Source organism: Polaromonas sp., assembly GCF_029945895.1.
GTDB lineage: Bacteria > Pseudomonadota > Gammaproteobacteria > Burkholderiales > Burkholderiaceae_C > Polaromonas.
In genome coordinates, this window is the sequence record NZ_JAQSDL010000076.1 from 145,457 (window position 1) to 161,925 (window position 16,469).

General features: G+C 65.5%; 17 protein-coding genes. 11 read left to right on the forward strand and 6 right to left on the reverse strand.

Going from position 1 to position 16,469, the window contains the following annotated elements:
- Positions 1-113: 113 nt before the first annotated feature.
- From PSV33_RS09175 to PSV33_RS09205, 7 genes are all read left to right on the forward strand, one after another.
- Positions 114-707, forward strand: a complete 594-nt coding sequence (locus tag PSV33_RS09175) for an alpha/beta hydrolase (protein ID WP_300560821.1) — start codon at positions 114-116, stop codon at positions 705-707.
- Positions 704-1,702: a sulfate ABC transporter substrate-binding protein gene (locus tag PSV33_RS09180; protein WP_300560823.1), complete on the forward strand. Its 999-nt coding sequence runs from the start codon at positions 704-706 to the stop codon at positions 1,700-1,702. Before PSV33_RS09175 ends, PSV33_RS09180 begins: the two co-directional genes overlap by 4 nt.
- A 107-nt stretch (positions 1,703-1,809) precedes the next feature.
- The gene (gene cysT, locus PSV33_RS09185) at positions 1,810-2,646 is read left to right on the forward strand and encodes a sulfate ABC transporter permease subunit CysT (RefSeq protein WP_300560825.1); all 837 of its coding nucleotides are present in this window, start codon (positions 1,810-1,812) and stop codon (positions 2,644-2,646) included.
- Positions 2,643-3,623: a sulfate ABC transporter permease subunit CysW gene (cysW, locus tag PSV33_RS09190; RefSeq protein WP_300560827.1), complete on the forward strand. Its 981-nt coding sequence runs from the start codon at positions 2,643-2,645 to the stop codon at positions 3,621-3,623. Before cysT ends, cysW begins: the two co-directional genes overlap by 4 nt.
- A gap of 21 nt (positions 3,624-3,644) precedes the next feature.
- On the forward strand, positions 3,645-4,730 hold the full coding sequence (locus PSV33_RS09195) for a sulfate ABC transporter ATP-binding protein (RefSeq protein WP_300560829.1): 1,086 nt from the start codon (positions 3,645-3,647) through the stop codon (positions 4,728-4,730).
- A 64-nt stretch (positions 4,731-4,794) separates the two neighbouring features.
- A complete protein-coding gene (locus PSV33_RS09200; RefSeq protein WP_300560831.1) occupies positions 4,795-5,184 on the forward strand; it encodes a hypothetical protein in 390 nt (129 codons plus the stop codon).
- Positions 5,185-5,345: 161 nt separating this feature from the next.
- A complete protein-coding gene (locus tag PSV33_RS09205; protein ID WP_300560931.1) occupies positions 5,346-5,873 on the forward strand; it encodes a disulfide bond formation protein B in 528 nt (175 codons plus the stop codon).
- Between the two features lie 3 nt (positions 5,874-5,876).
- On the opposite strand, the gene PSV33_RS09210 is transcribed toward PSV33_RS09205, so the two are convergent.
- Positions 5,877-6,293 (reverse strand): hypothetical protein, encoded by a 417-nt coding sequence (locus PSV33_RS09210; protein ID WP_300560834.1) that lies wholly within the window; start codon positions 6,291-6,293, stop codon positions 5,877-5,879.
- Between the two features lie 91 nt (positions 6,294-6,384).
- Between PSV33_RS09210 and imuA the strand changes: the two genes are divergently transcribed.
- Genes imuA through PSV33_RS09225 form a run of 3 tightly spaced genes read left to right on the forward strand, consistent with a single transcriptional unit; the run spans position 6,385 to position 11,842 of the window.
- Complete coding sequence (gene imuA / locus PSV33_RS09215; RefSeq protein WP_300560835.1) at positions 6,385-7,212, forward strand: translesion DNA synthesis-associated protein ImuA; 828 nt, start codon at positions 6,385-6,387, stop codon at positions 7,210-7,212.
- Positions 7,172-8,632: a DNA polymerase Y family protein gene (locus tag PSV33_RS09220; RefSeq protein WP_300560836.1), complete on the forward strand. Its 1,461-nt coding sequence runs from the start codon at positions 7,172-7,174 to the stop codon at positions 8,630-8,632. The genes imuA and PSV33_RS09220 overlap by 41 nt, the downstream gene beginning before the upstream one ends.
- A 9-nt stretch (positions 8,633-8,641) precedes the next feature.
- Positions 8,642-11,842, forward strand: coding sequence for an error-prone DNA polymerase (locus tag PSV33_RS09225; protein WP_300560837.1), 3,201 nt, complete (start codon positions 8,642-8,644; stop codon positions 11,840-11,842).
- Positions 11,843-11,860: 18 nt separating this feature from the next.
- On the opposite strand, the gene PSV33_RS09230 is transcribed toward PSV33_RS09225, so the two are convergent.
- The 4 genes from PSV33_RS09230 to PSV33_RS09245 form a co-directional block, all read right to left on the reverse strand.
- Positions 11,861-13,216 (reverse strand): erythromycin esterase family protein, encoded by a 1,356-nt coding sequence (locus PSV33_RS09230; protein ID WP_300560839.1) that lies wholly within the window; start codon positions 13,214-13,216, stop codon positions 11,861-11,863.
- 20 nt (positions 13,217-13,236) lie between these two features.
- Positions 13,237-13,899 (reverse strand): phosphoribosyltransferase, encoded by a 663-nt coding sequence (locus tag PSV33_RS09235; protein ID WP_300560842.1) that lies wholly within the window; start codon positions 13,897-13,899, stop codon positions 13,237-13,239.
- A complete protein-coding gene (locus PSV33_RS09240; protein WP_300560843.1) occupies positions 13,874-14,590 on the reverse strand; it encodes an alpha/beta family hydrolase in 717 nt (238 codons plus the stop codon). The genes PSV33_RS09235 and PSV33_RS09240 overlap by 26 nt, the downstream gene beginning before the upstream one ends.
- Before the next feature lie 193 nt (positions 14,591-14,783).
- Positions 14,784-15,032, reverse strand: coding sequence for a DUF1272 domain-containing protein (locus PSV33_RS09245; RefSeq protein ID WP_300560844.1), 249 nt, complete (start codon positions 15,030-15,032; stop codon positions 14,784-14,786).
- Between the two features lie 146 nt (positions 15,033-15,178).
- Between PSV33_RS09245 and PSV33_RS09250 the strand changes: the two genes are divergently transcribed.
- Positions 15,179-15,844: a DsbA family oxidoreductase gene (locus PSV33_RS09250; protein ID WP_300560846.1), complete on the forward strand. Its 666-nt coding sequence runs from the start codon at positions 15,179-15,181 to the stop codon at positions 15,842-15,844.
- A gap of 6 nt (positions 15,845-15,850) precedes the next feature.
- On the opposite strand, the gene PSV33_RS09255 is transcribed toward PSV33_RS09250, so the two are convergent.
- Complete coding sequence (locus PSV33_RS09255) at positions 15,851-16,288, reverse strand: OsmC family peroxiredoxin (protein ID WP_300560848.1); 438 nt, start codon at positions 16,286-16,288, stop codon at positions 15,851-15,853.
- Between the last annotated feature and the right edge of the window lie 181 nt (positions 16,289-16,469).

Here is a 16,469-nt window from a genome sequence, read left to right on the forward strand (position 1 = left end):
GTTTTAAAGACGACTCCCCACAATGCATTTTTGAATACAAATGCACAGGAGTCCTCATGGCAACACCCCAACCCGCCGACACTTCGTTTGTCCCCTGACGATTGGGCAGGCCAGTGCGCTTCATCATCGTTCCCGGCTGGCGCGACTCCGGCCCCGGCCACTGGCAAAGCCTGTGGGCCGGGCGCATGGATAACGCCGTGCGTGTGCAGCAGGACGACTGGATCACACCCAGCCGCCAGGCGTGGGTGGCCTCGATGGCCCGCACCATCCTGCTGCAAACCGAACCGGTCGTCATCGTGGCGCACAGCCTGGGCTGCATTGCCACCACGCACCTGCCGGCCGATGCGGCAGCACGCATTCACGGCGCCTTGCTGGTGGCCCCGGCCGACCCGGAGCGCCGCTCCATCCTGAGCGACTTCGCGCCCGTGCCCGCCCGCAAGCTGCCTTACCGCAGCGTGCTGGTGGCCAGCAGCAACGACCCGTACTGCCCGGTGCGCCTGGCGGGCGCCTATGCGCGGGCCTGGGGCAGCGAGTTTGTGCGCATCCAGAACGGCGGCCACATCAACGTTGAATCGGGCCACGGCGAATGGCCGCTGGGCGCGGCCCTGCTGCAGTCGCTGGCCGGTGACGTGGATGTCGCCACCCGCCTTCATTCCTCTCACCTTTCTTCTTCTTCTTTTTCATTTTCTTCTCTGGAAACTGTATGACCACGCAACGCAGACTCAAACTCCTCCTGGCTTCCCTCGCCCTGGCCACCGGCGGCCTGGCTTCGGCCCAGACCCTGCTCAACGGCTCCTATGACGTGGCGCGCGAGTTCTACAAGGACTACAACGCGGCCTTCATCGCCCACTACAAGAAAACCACCGGCAAGGACGTCAAGATCGACCAGTCGCACGCCGGCTCCAGCGCCGTGGCGCGTTCGGTGGCCGACGGCCTGGACGCTGACGTGGTGACCATGAACACCACGACCGACATCGAGTTTCTGGCCGACAAGGGCCTGGTCGCCAAGGACTGGACGAAACGCTTCCCCAACGACGCCTCGCCCACCACCTCCACCATGGTGTTCCTGGTGCGCAAAGGCAACCCCAAAGGCATCAAGGACTGGGCCGATCTCGTCAAGCCCGGCGTGCAGGTCATCGTGGTCAACCCCAAGACCGGCGGCAACGGCCGCATGGCCTACCTGGCGGCCTGGGGCTCGGTGCGCAAGAGCGGCGGCAGCGATGCCCAGGCCGCGGACTTTGTCGGCAAGCTCTACAAAAACGTGCCCATCCTGGCCAAGGGCGGCCGCGACGCCACTTCCATCTTCCTGCAGCGCAACACGGGTGACGTGCTGATCACGTTTGAATCCGAGGTGCTGTCGGTGAACCGCGAGTTCGGCGAAGGCAAGGTTGATGCGGTGTATCCCTCGTCCAGCATCGTGGCCGAGAACCCGGTCGCCGTGGTCGAACGCACGGTCGCCAAAAAGGGCACGGGCGAACTGGCCAGGGCCTACCTGGCCTATCTGTATTCGGACGAAGGCCAGGAGATCGCCGCCAAACATGCGATTCGCCCGCGTTCGGCGGCCGTGCTCAAGAAATATTCCAGTGTGTTCAAGCCAATCCAGCAATTCACGGTGAAGGACTACTTCGGCTCGCTCGGCGAAGCGCAGAAAGTCCATTTCAACGACGGCGGCCAGTTCGACAAGCTTTACATCGTCAAGTAACTGGCCCCCACGCTTTTCGCTTCGCGTAATGCGCTGCCCCCCGAGGGGGCTATTTTTCCTAGGGGCGGCCCGTCGGAAAAATGCCATGCCTGAGTTGAACAAAAAAAATGACAAAAAAATCTGCGAAAAAGGTGCTGCCGGGCTTCGGCCTGACGCTGGGCTACACGCTGTTCTACCTCAGCATCATCGTGCTGATCCCCTTGTCGGCGCTGCTGTTCAAGACCTTCTCGCTGAGCTGGGAGCAGTTCGTGACAGCGGTGACTTCCCCGCGCGTGATGGCGTCCTACCGCCTGACCTTTGGCGCCTCGCTGTTTGCTGCGCTGGTGAACCTGGTGTTCGGCCTGCTGCTGGCCTGGGTGCTGGTGCGCTACAAATTCCCCGGCAAAAAAATTGTCGATGCGCTGGTGGATCTGCCGTTTGCCCTGCCCACCGCGGTGGCTGGCATTTCGCTGACCGCCATCCTGGCCGGCAACGGCTGGATCGGGCAATACCTGGAACCGCTGGGCATCAAGCTGGCCTTCACGCCGGCTGGCGTGGTGATCGCGCTGATCTTCATCGGCCTGCCGTTTGTGGTGCGCACGGTGCAGCCGGTGCTGGAAGATGCCGAGAAGGAACTGGAAGAGGCCGCGACCTCACTGGGTGCGACGCGCCTGCAGATTTTCACCAAGGTGATCCTGCCGCACATCACGCCGGCGTTGCTGACCGGGTTTGCCATGGCCTTTGCGCGCGCCATCGGTGAATACGGCTCGGTGATTTTCATCGCCGGCAACATGCCCATGATTTCCGAGATCACGCCGCTGATCATCATCGGCAAGCTCGAGCAGTACGACTACGCCGGCGCCACCGCCGTGGCCGTGGTGATGCTGGTGATTTCCTTTGCGCTGCTGCTGGTCATCAACGGCCTGCAGGCCTGGCAGCGCCGCAACGCGGGAGCACCGGCATGACTGATAGAGCCCCCATGCTCGGCCCTGGCGTGTCCTCGCTGCCCCCCGAGGGGGCTGTGCTTGCTCTGGGCGGCCCTTCGCGGCGCACGTCCCCTGTTCGGTCCGGTACCACCGAAGCGCCCTGGGTGCGCTACACCCTGATCACCATTGCACTGGGTTTTGTGCTGCTGTTTTTGGTGCTGCCGCTGGCGGCGGTGTTCACCGAAGCACTGCGCAAGGGTTTTGGCGCTTACCTCGCCGCGCTGAAAGAGCCCGACGCCTGGGCAGCCATCGAACTCACCTTGATTGCCGCGGCGATTGCCGTGCCCCTGAACCTGGTGTTCGGTGTCTCGGCCGCCTGGGCGATTGCCAAGTACGAGTTTCGCGGCAAGTCCTTTCTCACCACGCTGGTGGACCTGCCGTTTTCGGTCTCGCCCGTGGTGGCCGGCCTGATGTATGTGCTGGTCTTCGGCGCGCAGGGCTGGTTCGGCCCCTGGCTCGCGGCCAACGACATCAAGATCATTTTTGCGGTGCCCGGCATTGTGCTGGCCACGGTGTTCGTGACCTTTCCCTTCATCGCACGCGAGCTGATCCCGCTGATGCAGGCGCAGGGCAGCGACGAAGAGCAGGCCGCCATCGTGCTGGGCGCCACCGGCTGGCAGACCTTCCGGCATGTGACCCTGCCCAACATCAAGTGGGGCCTGCTGTACGGCGTGATTTTGACGAACGCCCGCGCCATGGGCGAGTTCGGCGCGGTGTCGGTGGTGTCCGGCCACATCCGCGGGCAGACCAACACCTTGCCGCTGCACGTGGAGATTCTCTACAACGAGTACCAGTCGGTGGCCGCCTTTGCGGTGGCTTCGCTGCTTGCGCTGCTGGCCCTGGTCACCTTGCTGATCAAGTCGGTGGCCGAGTGGCGCGCCGGGCAGGAAGAAAAAACTGCCGCGGCTTTGCCGCCCGAGAGGCCGCCGGCCACCATCACCGCCGGTGCGACCTGAACACAAGAAACGGAATCCATCATGAGTATTGAAATCCGCAACATCAGCAAACACTTCGGCAACTTCCAGGCGCTCGGCGACGTGAGCCTGGACATCGCCTCGGGCGAACTGGTCGCCTTGCTCGGCCCTTCGGGCTGCGGCAAGACCACCTTGCTGCGCATCATTGCTGGCCTCGAAACGGCTGACCAGGGCAGCATTTTGTTCAGCGGCGAAGACACGACCGATGTGCATGTGCGCGAGCGTCAGGTCGGGTTTGTGTTCCAGCATTACGCGCTGTTCCGCCACATGACGGTGTTCGAAAACGTCGCCTTCGGCCTGCGTGTCAAGCCGCGTGGCCTGCGCCCCAGCGACGTCGACATCAAGAGGAAGGTGCACGACCTGCTGGGCCTGGTGCAGCTCGACTGGCTGGCCGATCGTTTCCCGTCGCAGCTCTCGGGTGGGCAGCGCCAGCGGATTGCGCTGGCACGCGCACTGGCGGTTGAACCCAAGGTACTTCTGCTCGACGAACCTTTCGGCGCGCTCGACGCCAAGGTGAGAAAAGAGTTGCGGCGCTGGCTGCGCCGCCTGCACGACGACCTGCATGTCACCAGCATTTTTGTGACGCACGACCAGGAGGAAGCGCTCGAAGTCGCCGACCGCGTGGTGCTGATGAACCAGGGCAAGGTCGAGCAGATCGGCTCGCCGCAGCAGGTCTGGGACCACCCGGCCAGTCCCTTTGTGTACGGCTTTCTCGGTGACGTCAACCTTTTCCACGGCCGTGCGCACGAAGGCAAGATCCAGCTCGAAGGCATGCGCCTGGAGGCGCCCGAACACAGCGGCGCGCAAAACGCGAAAGCTTTCGCCTATGTGCGTCCGCACGACTTCGATGTGCAGCGTTATTCGCCAGGCGCCAAAGGCATTGCGGCCCAATTGAGCCGCGCAATTGTCATCGGGCCGATTGCCCGGCTGGAACTGACACCGTCTGAAGACAGCGGTCAGGCCGACCCGCTGATCGAAGTGCAGATGCCCTCGCAGCAATACCGCGACATGGGTCTGCACGAAGGAGAACTGCTGGTGGTAACACCGCGTAACGCGCGGGTGTTTGTGGATGCGGGGGAGGGGATTTGAACCTGACGAATAAAAAGAGACTCTGCTCACACGGACGTAGGACGCTACCTTACAAAACCGGCCAGTGATCCGCAGGGAAAATTTATTCAAAGCTGCTGCTTCGGGCCTTGAGCCGCCCTTTGTGAAGCGAGCTTTTGATATTTCAGTTCAATCACTTTTAATCCATTTACCCGGGAGTCCCATGTTGAAAAACACCCTTGCTTTTGCCCTCATTTCAGCCAGTGCCTTGGGCCTGAGCGCCTGCGACGTCAAAAAAACCCAGGAAGGCAACATCACTGTGCCTAAAGTTGAAATCACCAAAACCCAGGAGGGCGACGTCACGCTGCCCAAGTACGACGTCAAGACCCCGGACATTACGGTGGGCACCACTGAAAAAACGGTTGCGGTCCCAACCGTCAAGGTGGAAGAGAAAAAAGTTGAAGTGCCCACCGTGACGGTGACGCCGGCCAAATAAATATCATTCCTGTGTCTTCAGGGTGCCGCGCGGAGTTTTCCGCCGCGGCACTTTTTATTTCTGCACGCAACGCATGTCCCAAGGCAAGAGGCAGGGAACTTATCGCCGTCTAAACTCCCGAACCACCGACAATCCGCAGATTGAAGAAAAAAAGGACCGTGATGTTGTTGACGTATTTCCAAACCGCGCCGCGCCGTGTGCTGGCCCTGGTGTGTGCAGGCTGTGTGGCCATGCTGGCTTTCGGGCTCTACCTGCAGCATGTGGTCGGGCTGGAGCCTTGCCCCATGTGCATTGTGCAGCGTTATGCGCTGGTGCTGGTGGCGGTGGTTGCCGGTGTGACGGCTTTCGCGCGCGGCAAAGGGCTGCTCATGACGGGTTCGGCGGTGACGCTGCTGGTGGCCGGTTTCGGTGCTTTTGTCGCCGCACGCCAGAGTTTCCTGCAGTGGTACCCGCCTGAAGTCGCCTCCTGCGGGCGTGATTTTTACGGAATGATCGAGACTTTTCCGCTGCAGCGGGTGATCCCGATGATTTTCAAGGGCAGCGGCGACTGCACCAAGATCGACTGGACCTTTCTGGGCCTGTCGATTGCCAACTGGTCCTTCCTGTGTTTTGCCGGCATTGCGCTGCTGATGCTGGTCCTGCTGGTGGCGCAGGGGCGCAGGCCGGCCGTTGCGCGTCGCCTGGCCTGAGCTTCAGGGCGGAAGTGGCGCGACCTGCGCCGGCACCAGCAGGATTTCAATGCTGCCACCCGGGTTGTGGCTTTTCAGCCGCAATTCGTCCTGGGTCAGGCTCAGGATGTCGGTTTTGTACTCCTGCGCTTCCTCGATCATGGTGAGCTTGCCGTTGGTGTAGGTCCAGGCACCGAAGGCAGCCTTGCTGTTGGGCGAGGTGACCACCAGCGTGCCGTCCGACAGGAACGCGTACAGCGTGCCCGGTGCCACCCCGGTGGACAGGCTGACTTCCCACACCTTGTTGATGAAACTCGGCTTCACGTTGGCGAGGGAGGGCCTGGGTGTATGGGCCGGGTCAACGGGTTCGGGCTCTTTCGAGCAGGCCGCAACCAGCAAAAACACAGCCAGGCAACAGGCCCGCCGCAGTGAATTGTTCATCGTGGGTGACTCCAAAACAAAGGATTCTCCCCTGAGGCCGGAAAAGGTGTAATACTGTACATATAAACAGTATTTTAGACCTTTTCTTTCCATGCTTTCACTTTCTTCCGTCACCTCCGCACCGTCCTGGCCGCCAGGTCTGGCGCTGAACGCCGACGTCTGGCGTGCCGCCGAGCTGGGCAGCCACAGCCAGCCCGCGCTGGACACCGGGTATGCGGCGCTCAACCAGGTGTTGCCCGGTGGCGGCTGGCCGCAAGGCGCGCTGGTGGAAATGCTGCAGCCGCAGGCCGGCCAGCATGAGTGGGGCCTGCTGGCGCCCGCGCTGGCCGCCGTGCAGGCCGCGGCGCCGGCCAAGCTGGTGGTGCTGGTGGGTGCGCCATGGTTGCCGTTCGGCCCGGCGCTGGGCGCGCGCCAGCTCGACATGCAGCGTGTTCTCTGTGTGCACGGCCAGGGGCCGGCGCTGCTGTGGGCCACACGCGAAGCCCTGCAGTGTGCCGACGTGGCCGCCGTGCTGGCCTGGCTGCCCGATGCGCGCAGCGCCCATTTGCGCCGCCTGCAGATGGCCGCACATGCGCACAGCCAGTTGCTGTTTGTGTTCCGCCCGCTGCGCGCGCAGCTCGAGTCTTCACCCGCGCCGCTGCGCCTGTTGCTCGAAGGTGCGGCGGCCGAAGAGGGCAACCTGCGGGTGCATGTGCTCAAGCGGCGCGGCCCGCCGCTGGCCGCGCCGCTGCTGCTGGCCACGCGGCCGGCGCGCCTGTCGGCCCTGCTGGCGGCCAGCCGCGAACGTGCACGCCGCCGCCGCGAGGAAGTTGCGGTCCTGCTGCCCCGGCTGCAGCCGGCCCCGGCGCGTGTGGCTTTGGTACCCGGGGAGGAGGCCCATGCACTGCTGGATCGCATTGCAAACAGCCATCACCACTGAGCCCGGGTCGGCGCTGATGGACGAGGCCGCGCTGCAGCGCACCGTGGCCAGCCTGGCGCTGGGCTTCACGCCGCGCGTGGCGCTGGTCGACGAGGCCGTGCTGCTGGACGTGACCGGCAGCCTGCGCCTGTTTGGCGGGCTGGCGCGGCTGATGCAGCTGCTGGCGCAGCGGATCACACGATTCTTTGAGTCAAATCGGGCTCTGGCCCTTTTGCAGTATGCGCAAGGCGCTACATCCTTCATAGCACTGGGGCGCCTGCGCCATGCTGCCGGCACGCCGGGGCAGGGCCGCACGCGGGTGGCCGACCTGCCCATGCACACCTTGACTGCGGCGCGTCCGCACCTGGGCGTGCTCGAGCGCATCGGCTGCCGCAGCTGGGACGACCTGCTGCGCCTGCCGCGCGACGGCGTGGCCCGGCGTTTTGGTGCGGAGCTGCTGGAGGCGCTGGACCGGGCGCGCGGCAGCCTGCCCGACAACCACGACTGGCTGGTGCTGCCCGAACACTTCGAGGAAAAAATCGAGCTCAACGCGCTGGTCACACACGGCCCGGCATTGATGGCCGGTGCCGAACGGCTGCTGGCCGGCCTGCACGCCTGGCTGCTGGGGCGGCAAAGCGGCATCTGCGCACTGCGGCTCACCTGGCACCTGGACAAACGCCGCGACGTGCCGCCCACCGGCGAGATGGACGTGCGCACCGCCCAGCCCGCACAGGACCTGCGCCACGTCACGCGCCTGATCGCCGAGCAGCTTGCGCAGCAAAAGCTGCCGGCGCCGGTGCATTCCCTGAGCCTGCGCTCGCTGGTCACCGAGCCGCTGGTGGACGCGGCCGCTGCCACCACCAGCCTGCTGATGGAGGCGCGTCAGCAGGGCGACAGCGCGGTGGAACTGATCGAACGCCTGAGCGCCCGCCTGGGGCCGGCGCAGGTGCAGGCCTGGCAGCCCTGCGCCGACCACCGGCCCGAGCAGATGCAGCACTGGGTCCATGCCCAGGGCGCTATTCAATCCATAGCTGCTGGCGCCCGCCGCACAAGGGCCAGAGGCCAAAAAGGCTTGGAAAAAGCGGAAAAAACGGAGAAAACGGAGAAAACGGAGAAAACGGAGAAAGGGGAGGCCAGAGCCGACGCTCTCTACCCGACCTGGCTGCTGCCCGAACCGCTGCGGCTGGCGGCGGTGGGCGACAGCCCGGTGTACCAGGGGCCGCTGCTGCGGCTGGCCGGCCCGCAGCGTCTGGAGGCCAGCGGCTGGCTGATGAGCGGTGAAGCGGCCAGCGTGCGCAGCAAGCCCGCAGCGATTCGCGACTACTTCATCTACCGCAGCCAGCAGGCGGGTTTGCTGTGGATTTTCAGCGAGCGTTTGCCGGTGCCGCAGCCGGCAGACATGCAGCGGCGCGCCTGGTACCTGCACGGTTTTTTTGCCTGAGGAACCGGTGTGTTCAACGGACCGCTTCCCGACTATGCCGAGCTGCATGTACTGAGCAATTTCAGCTTCCAGCGCGGCGCTTCGCACGCCGAAGAGCTGGTCGAGCGCGCCGCCGGCCTGGGTTACCGCGCGCTGGCCATCACCGACGAATGTTCGGTGGCCGGCGTGGTGCGCGCCCATGTGGCGGCCAAGAAACACGGGCTCCAGCTGCTGCCCGGGGCCGAGTTTTTTGTGCAGGCGGCGCATGCCTTCCGGCTGGTGGTGCTGCCGCACAATGCCGCCGGCTGGGGCAACCTGTGCGAGTTCATCACCGCGGCCAGGCAGGCCGGTGATCTTCTCGAAAAAGGCAGCTACCGCGTGGCGCTGGGGGGCAGCGATTTTTCGCTGCTGACCGATTGCGAAGTGCTGCTGGTTCCCTTGCCGTCTGCTATCGATACTGAAGCACTCTGCGCACATGCCGCCTGGGCTGGCGGCCTGTTTGGCTTGCAGGCCTGGCTGGCCGTCGAGCTGCTGCAGAGCCTGGACGACGCGCTGCGCCTGCAGCAGTTGCAGGCGGTGGCGCAGCGCACGGGTATCCGTCTGGTGGCGGCTGGCAGCGTGCGCATGCATGTGCGCTCGCGCAAGCCGCTGCACGACGTGATGACGGCCATCCGTCTGGGTAAAACCGTGCATGAATGCGGCTTTGCCCTGCAGGCCAATGCCGAAGCGCATTTGCGCCCGCGCATGCGCCTGGCCGACCTTTACCCGCCCGAGCTGCTGCGCGCCACCCTGGAGGTGGCCGCGCGTTGCAGCTTCAGCCTGGACGAGATCCGCGACCTGTACCGCTACCCGCTGGGCGACATGGTGCCGCAAGCGGAAACACCGGCCCAGTGCCTGCGCCGACTGACCGCCGAGGGGGCGCAGGAGCGTTACCCCGACGGCGTGCCGGAAAAGATCCAGACCCAGATCAACCACGAACTGGCCCTGATTGAAGAACTCGGCTACGAGATGTACTTCATCACCGTGCACGACATCGTGCGTTTTGCACGGCAGCAGGGCATTTTGTGCCAGGGGCGGGGTTCCGCCGCCAACTCGGCTGTCTGTTACTGCCTGGCCGTGACGGCCGTCAACCCGGCGGAAAGCCAGTTGCTGTTCGAACGTTTCATCAGCCGCGAACGGCGTGAGCCGCCCGACATCGACGTGGACTTCGAACACCAGCGGCGCGAGGAAGTCATCCAGTACATCTACGCCAAATACGGCCACGACCGCGCGGCGATTGCCGCCACCGTGATCAGCTACCGTCCGCGCAGCGCCATCCGCGACGTGGGCAAGGCGCTGGGCGTGGCGCCCGAACTGGTCGAGCAGCTGGCCAAAGAACATTTCTGGTTTGACGGCAGCGAAGCGCTGGAGAAAAAGCTCGCCGAAGCCGGCCTGCAGCAGGACCCCGGGCCGGTGCTGCAGTGGCTGGATTTGTCGGTGCAGCTGATCGGTTTTCCGCGCCACCTGAGCCAGCATGTGGGCGGCTTTGTGCTGACCCAGGGCAAACTCACGCGCCTGGTGCCCATCCAGCCGGCGTCCATGGAAGACCGCCGCATCATCCAGTGGGACAAGGACGACCTAGACGCCATGGGCCTGCTGAAAGTCGACGTGCTGGCGCTGGGCATGCTCTCGGCCATACGCCGCTGCCTGCAGCTGGTGGACCAGTTGCGCGGCGGCCAACTGCAGATGCACCAGATTCCGGGTGACGACGTGCCCACCTACGACATGATCTGCGCGGCCGACACGGTGGGCGTGTTCCAGATCGAAAGCCGCGCGCAGATGTCGATGCTGCCGCGCCTGCAGCCGCGCATCTACTACGACCTGGTGGTGGAAGTGGCCATTGTTCGGCCTGGGCCCATCCAGGGCGGCATGGTGCACCCCTACCTGCGCAACCGCGAGAGGGTCCGCAAGGGCGGCGCCATTGCCTACCCCTATCCGGAACTCAAGGACGCGCTGGGCCGCACGCTGGGCGTGCCGATTTTCCAGGAGCAGGTCATGCAGATCGCCATGATCGCGGCCAAATTCACCGCCGACGAGGCCGACGATTTGCGCCGCTCCATGGCGGCCTGGAAACGCAAGGGCGGGGTCGAACGTTTTCACGACCGCCTGGTCAACGCGATGACGGCACGTGGGTATGACGCCACTTTTTCGGAAAACATCTTCAGCCAGATCCGCGGTTTTGGCGAGTACGGCTTTCCGGAAAGCCATGCCGCCAGTTTTGCCAAGCTGGTGTATGTGAGCTGCTGGCTCAAGTGCCACGAGCCCGCGTGTTTCCTGGCGGCCCTGCTCAACTCCCAGCCCATGGGGTTTTATGCGCCGTCACAGCTGGTGCAGGACGCGCGCCGCCACGGGGTGGAGGTGCGTGCGGTGGACGTGACCTGCAGCGCGTGGGATTGCACGCTGGAGACGGCGGACGACGTGGCCCGGTTGCCGCAGTATCCAGGCATCCATCCCGGCCAACCCGCCATCCGCCTGGGCCTGCGTCTGGTGGCGGGCCTGCCGGAAGCGGCGGCGCTGCGCATCGGGGAAGCCCGTGCGCAAGCGCCTTTCACCTCGACCGAAGACCTGGTCTCGCGCGCGCAGCTCGGCACGCGCGAGATCAACGCGCTGGCCGCCGCCGACGCGCTGCGGCCCCTGGCCGGCCACCGGCGCCAGCAGGTCTGGGAGGCCTCGGCCATCGCGCCCGCACCTGCCTTGCTCAAGGCCGTGCCCACGCATGAAACACCGCTGGTGTTGCCGCAGACGCCCGAAGGCGAAAACATCCTGTTCGACTACCAGTCCACCGGCCTGACGCTGCGCCGCCATCCGCTGGCCTTGCTGCGGCCGCGCCTTGCCAGGCGCGGGCTGCTGAGCGCCGGTGAATTGAACGCCTTGCCCAATGGCCGGGAGGTGGCGGCCTGCGGCATTGTCACGGTGCGCCAGCAGCCGCAAACCGCCAAGGGCACCATCTTTGTCACGCTCGAAGACGAGACCGGCCCGGTCAACGTGATTGTCTGGAAATCACTGCGTGACACCCAGCGCCAGGAGGTGCTGCATGCGCGCCTGCTGGCGGTGTACGGTGTCTGGCAGCGCAGCGAGGAAAGCGACACCCGCGAAGGTTACGGCGCCGTGCGCAACCTGGTGGCGCACCGGCTCGAAGACCTGACGCCGCTGCTGGGGCGGCTGGGCACCTCTAGCCGCGATTTTCATTAAAGGCCGCAGACCGCTGGCTTACATGCCCGAGGGGAAAGTTTCGGGTGCCTCGCCGGTGTGCCACACCGGGCCCCGGTCCAGCGGTTCCAGCGCATGGGTTTCGTCGATGTGGATCAATGCGTCGAACTGCTGGCTCAGGTGGGTGTGGAAGTAGTGGCTCTGGCGCTCGGTGTCGGGCCGGTAGATCACGCCGATGGCGCGCTGCAGCCGCTGCGGCTGCGCCAGTTCGCCCAGCGCGTCGTTGTCACGCAGGTTCAGCCAGAAGCGGGGGGTTCCGGTCTGGTGCAGCAGCGCCTCCCAGCTGCCGGGCAGGCCGGCGCGCACCCGCTTGTGCTGCGGCGGTTCGTCCCAGTTCGACGCGGCCGTCACCGCGCCGTGGTGGGTGCTGAAGCCCACCAGCACCGCGTCGCCATCGTGGCGGTCGCGCACGAGCTGGCCCACGTTCCACTCCCCGCGGTCGCCCATCTCGGTGGCGGCTGCGTCGCCCAGGTGCGAGTTGTGCGCCCAGACGGCCATGCGCGGCGGCACGCCGCCGGCGCCCAGGTGGCGGTCCAGCGCCTGCAGTGTTTCTTCCATGTGGCTGTCGCGCAGATTCCACGACGACACGCGGCCATGGAACATGGTGCGGTAGTACTCCTCGGCATTGCGCACCAGGCGCGCGTTCTGCTGGACGTAAAACATCTCGTCGCGCTCCAGCCCGGGCGTGGGCGGCAACTGGCCGAAGCGGCGGGTCATGGCGCGCAGTTGCTGCACCACCTCGTCTTCACAACTGCGCGCCAGGCCGAAACTGGCGGCATAACCGTAGGCCTGGCTGTCTTCGGCCGCGTGGTCGAAACAGGCATACCGTTCGCGTGCCCGTTCTGCCGCCGGCGGGTCGGTGCGCTCCAGGTAGGCCAGCACTTCCTGGATGGAGGTGAACAGGCTGTACAGGTCCATGCCGTAAAAGCCGACCTGGCTGGCGGCGCTGCGCCCGGCGTTGTGCGCGCGCAGCCATTCCACAAAATCGCGCACCACGGTGTTGCGCCACATCCAGGCGGGAAAACGCTCAAACCCCGAGAGGGCGTCGGCCGCGTTGCGGTCGTCGGACAGGCCGCGCACATAACGGTTGACGCGCCAGGCATCGGGCCAGTCGGCCTCCACCGCAATGGCGGTGAAGCCTTGTTCGGTGATCAGCCGTTTGGTGATGTTGACGCGCTCCTGGTAGAACTCGCGTGTACCGTGGGAGGCTTCGCCGAGCAGCACAAACCGCGCCGGGCCGATCATCTGCAGCAGACCGTCGTGGTCGTTCGCGCTGCCGCTCAGGGGCTGCAGGTGCTGCCGCAGGCCCTCGAGCAAAGCCGTGTCGGTGTGTGGGGGGGAATGCTGCGCAGTCATGGCGGGGTCCTGGTGGGGTGTCAGGGGGAAGGCGCGTGTACGCGGGCGTCTTCAAGCAAGGTGCGCACCTCGTCGTCGCTGGTCTGCGGAAACTGTCGGTACCACAGGCCGACGGCGCGAAACGGTTCGGGCATGGCGACGCAGACCACCTCGTCGGCCACGCCCTGCAGTGCCTGGCAGCTGTCCGCGGCGCCCACTGGCACGGCCATCACCAGATGCGCCGGCTCTTGCTGGCGGATGGCCAGCAGCGCGGCGTGCATGGTCGCGCCGGTGGCCAGCCCGTCGTCAACAACGATCACCGTGCGGCCGCGCAGATCGGGCGCCGGTCTCTGGCCACGGTAGAGCTGCTCGCGGCGCTGCAGCTCGGGCAACTCGCGCGCCACCACGGCGGCCACTTGTTCTGCGGACACCGTCATGCCCGGCAGCGGGTTCATCACGCGCACACCGCCGCTGGCAATCGCCCCCATGGCGTATTCCTCGTGGCCCGGAAAACCGAGCTTGCGCACCACCAACACGTCCAGCGGGGCCTTCAGGGCGCGCGCCACCTCGTAAGCCACCGGCACGCCGCCGCGCGGCAGGGCCAGCACCAGCAGCCGGGGGCGGCCGCGGTAATGCGTCAGCGCACCGGCCAGCACGCGGCCCGCCTCGCGGCGGTCCTCATAGGGAAGGCGTGTGTCTTTCATGGTGGACCCCCCTGGTTTTGACGGGAGCCAGCCAGGCGCCGAACCAGTCGGCCGCCAGTTCGGCCACCTGCTCCAGGGTGCCGCGTTCCTCGAACAGGTGGGTGGCGCCCGGCACCACCGCCAGCCGTTTTTCGCAGTGCAAATGCGCGTAGGCCTGCTCGTTGAGCGCCATCACCTCGTCGTCGTTGCCGCCCACGATCAGCAGGGTGGGCGCGGTCACCGCCGCCAGCGCCACCGGACCGGCCAGGTCGGGGCGGCCACCGCGCGAGACCACGGCGGCAATACGTTTGCCGAGCCGCGCCGCGGCAATCAGTGCCGCCGCGCTGCCGGTGCTGGCGCCGAAGTAGCCGATGGGGGCGTGTTGCAGGTCCGGCTGGGCGGCCACCCACTCGGTGACCTGCTGCATGCGCCCGGTCAGCAGGGCAATGTCGAAACGGTGTTCGCGGGTGTGGGTGTCGACCTGTTCCTCCTGCGCGGTGAGCAGGTCGAACAGCAGGGTGGCAATGCCCGCGTGCTGGAGTTTTTGCGCCACCTGGCGGTTGCGGGCGCTGTGCCGGCCGCTGCCGCTGCCATGGGCAAACACCACCAGGCCCTGAGCGCCGGCCGGCAGGACCAGGTCGCCGTACAGCCAGGTGTTTCCGCACGGAATACGGACTTCGCGGCTCGCCGGGGCAGAGGTGGGACGGTTCATGGACATCTCCGGTAGTCAGACCCACCTTAGTCCTGCGCGGCGTGCGCTGCCATCAGACAAGTCCTATTTGATGGTCAGACCGGCCTGCCGTTGCCGGGTCCTTGATATGGAGCAAAAACAGCCACCAGCCCAATCAGGGCGGGCGGGAGCAGCTATTAAATCAGGAGCTGCCGGCGCCGCGCTGTGCCACGGTTCACGCCGGGGCGTTGCAGCCGGCGGGCTTGAAGACCGGCTCGGTCGATGCCGGGTAGCGGGCCAGTTTGCCCGCCGGCCGGCGCGGCCGGGCCACCAGTTCGCCGCCGCAGTTGGGGCAGGTGCCGGCAAGCTTGTTGCTGGCGCAATCGCTGCAGAAGGTGCACTCAAAGCTGCAGATGCGGGCATCGGGCGAGTCGCCGGGCAGGTCCTGGTTGCAGCATTCGCAGTTGGGGCGGAGTTGGAGCATGGTGGTGTCCTGTTCAAAGCGGTCGGAAAGGGCTCTTGCTGCGCATTTTCCGGCATGTTGGCGAGCCAGCCCGACGGCCTGCGGGGTTGCTCGATAGCCACTACCATGGGTGCTGATTTTTTTATCCCTCTGTCAAGGACGCCCGCATGACCACCCCGACCCTCACAAAAATGAAAATCGACTTCGTCTCCGACGTGTCCTGCCCCTGGTGCGTGATTGGCCTCAAGTCGCTGGAAGACGCCCTGGGGCGGGTTGCCGGCGAGGTCCAGGCCGAGATACATTTCCAGCCTTTCGAGCTGAACCCGCAGATGCCGGCCGAAGGCCAGGACATTGCTGAACACCTGGCCGAAAAATACGGCTCCACCCCCGAGCAGTCACAGCGCAACCGCGAGATGATCCGCGCGCGCGGGCAGGACGTGGGTTTCACCTTCAGCATGGACAAACGCAGCCGCATCTACAACACCTTCGACGCGCACCGCCTGCTGCATTGGGCCGAAGAAGAAGGGGAAGGCCGCCAGCTGGCACTCAAGGAGGCCTTGTTCAAAGCCTATTTCTCCGACGGTGAAAGCCCGGGCTCGCACGAGGTGCTGGCGCGCGTGGCCGGCGAGGTTGGCCTGGACATGGCGCGGGCCAAGGCCATTCTGGCGTCAAGCGAGTATGCAGACGCCGTGCGCGAACGTGAGCAGTTCTACCTGCAGCAGGGCATCCACGCGGTGCCGGCCGTCATCATCAACGACAAACACCTGATCTCGGGCGGGCAGCCGGCCGAGGTGTTCGAGCAGGCCTTGCGGCAGATCGCAGCGGCCGGCTGACCGGGGTCAGGCCTTCAGCGTCGCGGTCAGCGTGATGGAACCCACGCTGGCCAGCGCCTTGGACAGCGGGCAGCCGCGTTTGGCGGCCTCGGCGATCTGCTGGAACTGGCCCGCATCCATGCGGGGCACCTTGGCGTCCAGCGTCAGCGCAATCCGGTCGATCAAAAAACCATCGCCATCGGGAATCAGGCTGACCTTGGCGGTCGTGTCCACCTGCTCGGTGGCAAAGCCCGCCTTGTCGCAGGCAAACGAAAACGCCATGGTGAAGCAGGCCGCATGCGCCGCACCCAGCAACTCTTCGGGGTTGGTGCCTTTGCGGTCGTCTTCAAAACGGCTGCCGAAGCCGTAGGGATAAGCTTTGAGCGCATCGGTTTCAGTGCTGATCTGGCCCTGGCCTTGTTTGCCCTGGCCTTCCCAGTGAACGCTGGCGGTTTTTTCGGTCATGCTGTGTCCTTTGGATGATGGTGTGATGGAGGGCGGGCCGCTGTGCGTGGCCACCTGATCACTGTGCCGCGCCGACGCGGGGCAGGGCGTGAGACATCATCGCCAGCGGGCGCTGGCCTTTTCCTACGTCGATGAGTGGCCAACATACGCCTTCATCTCCAATCAAGCTCAATTCAATTGC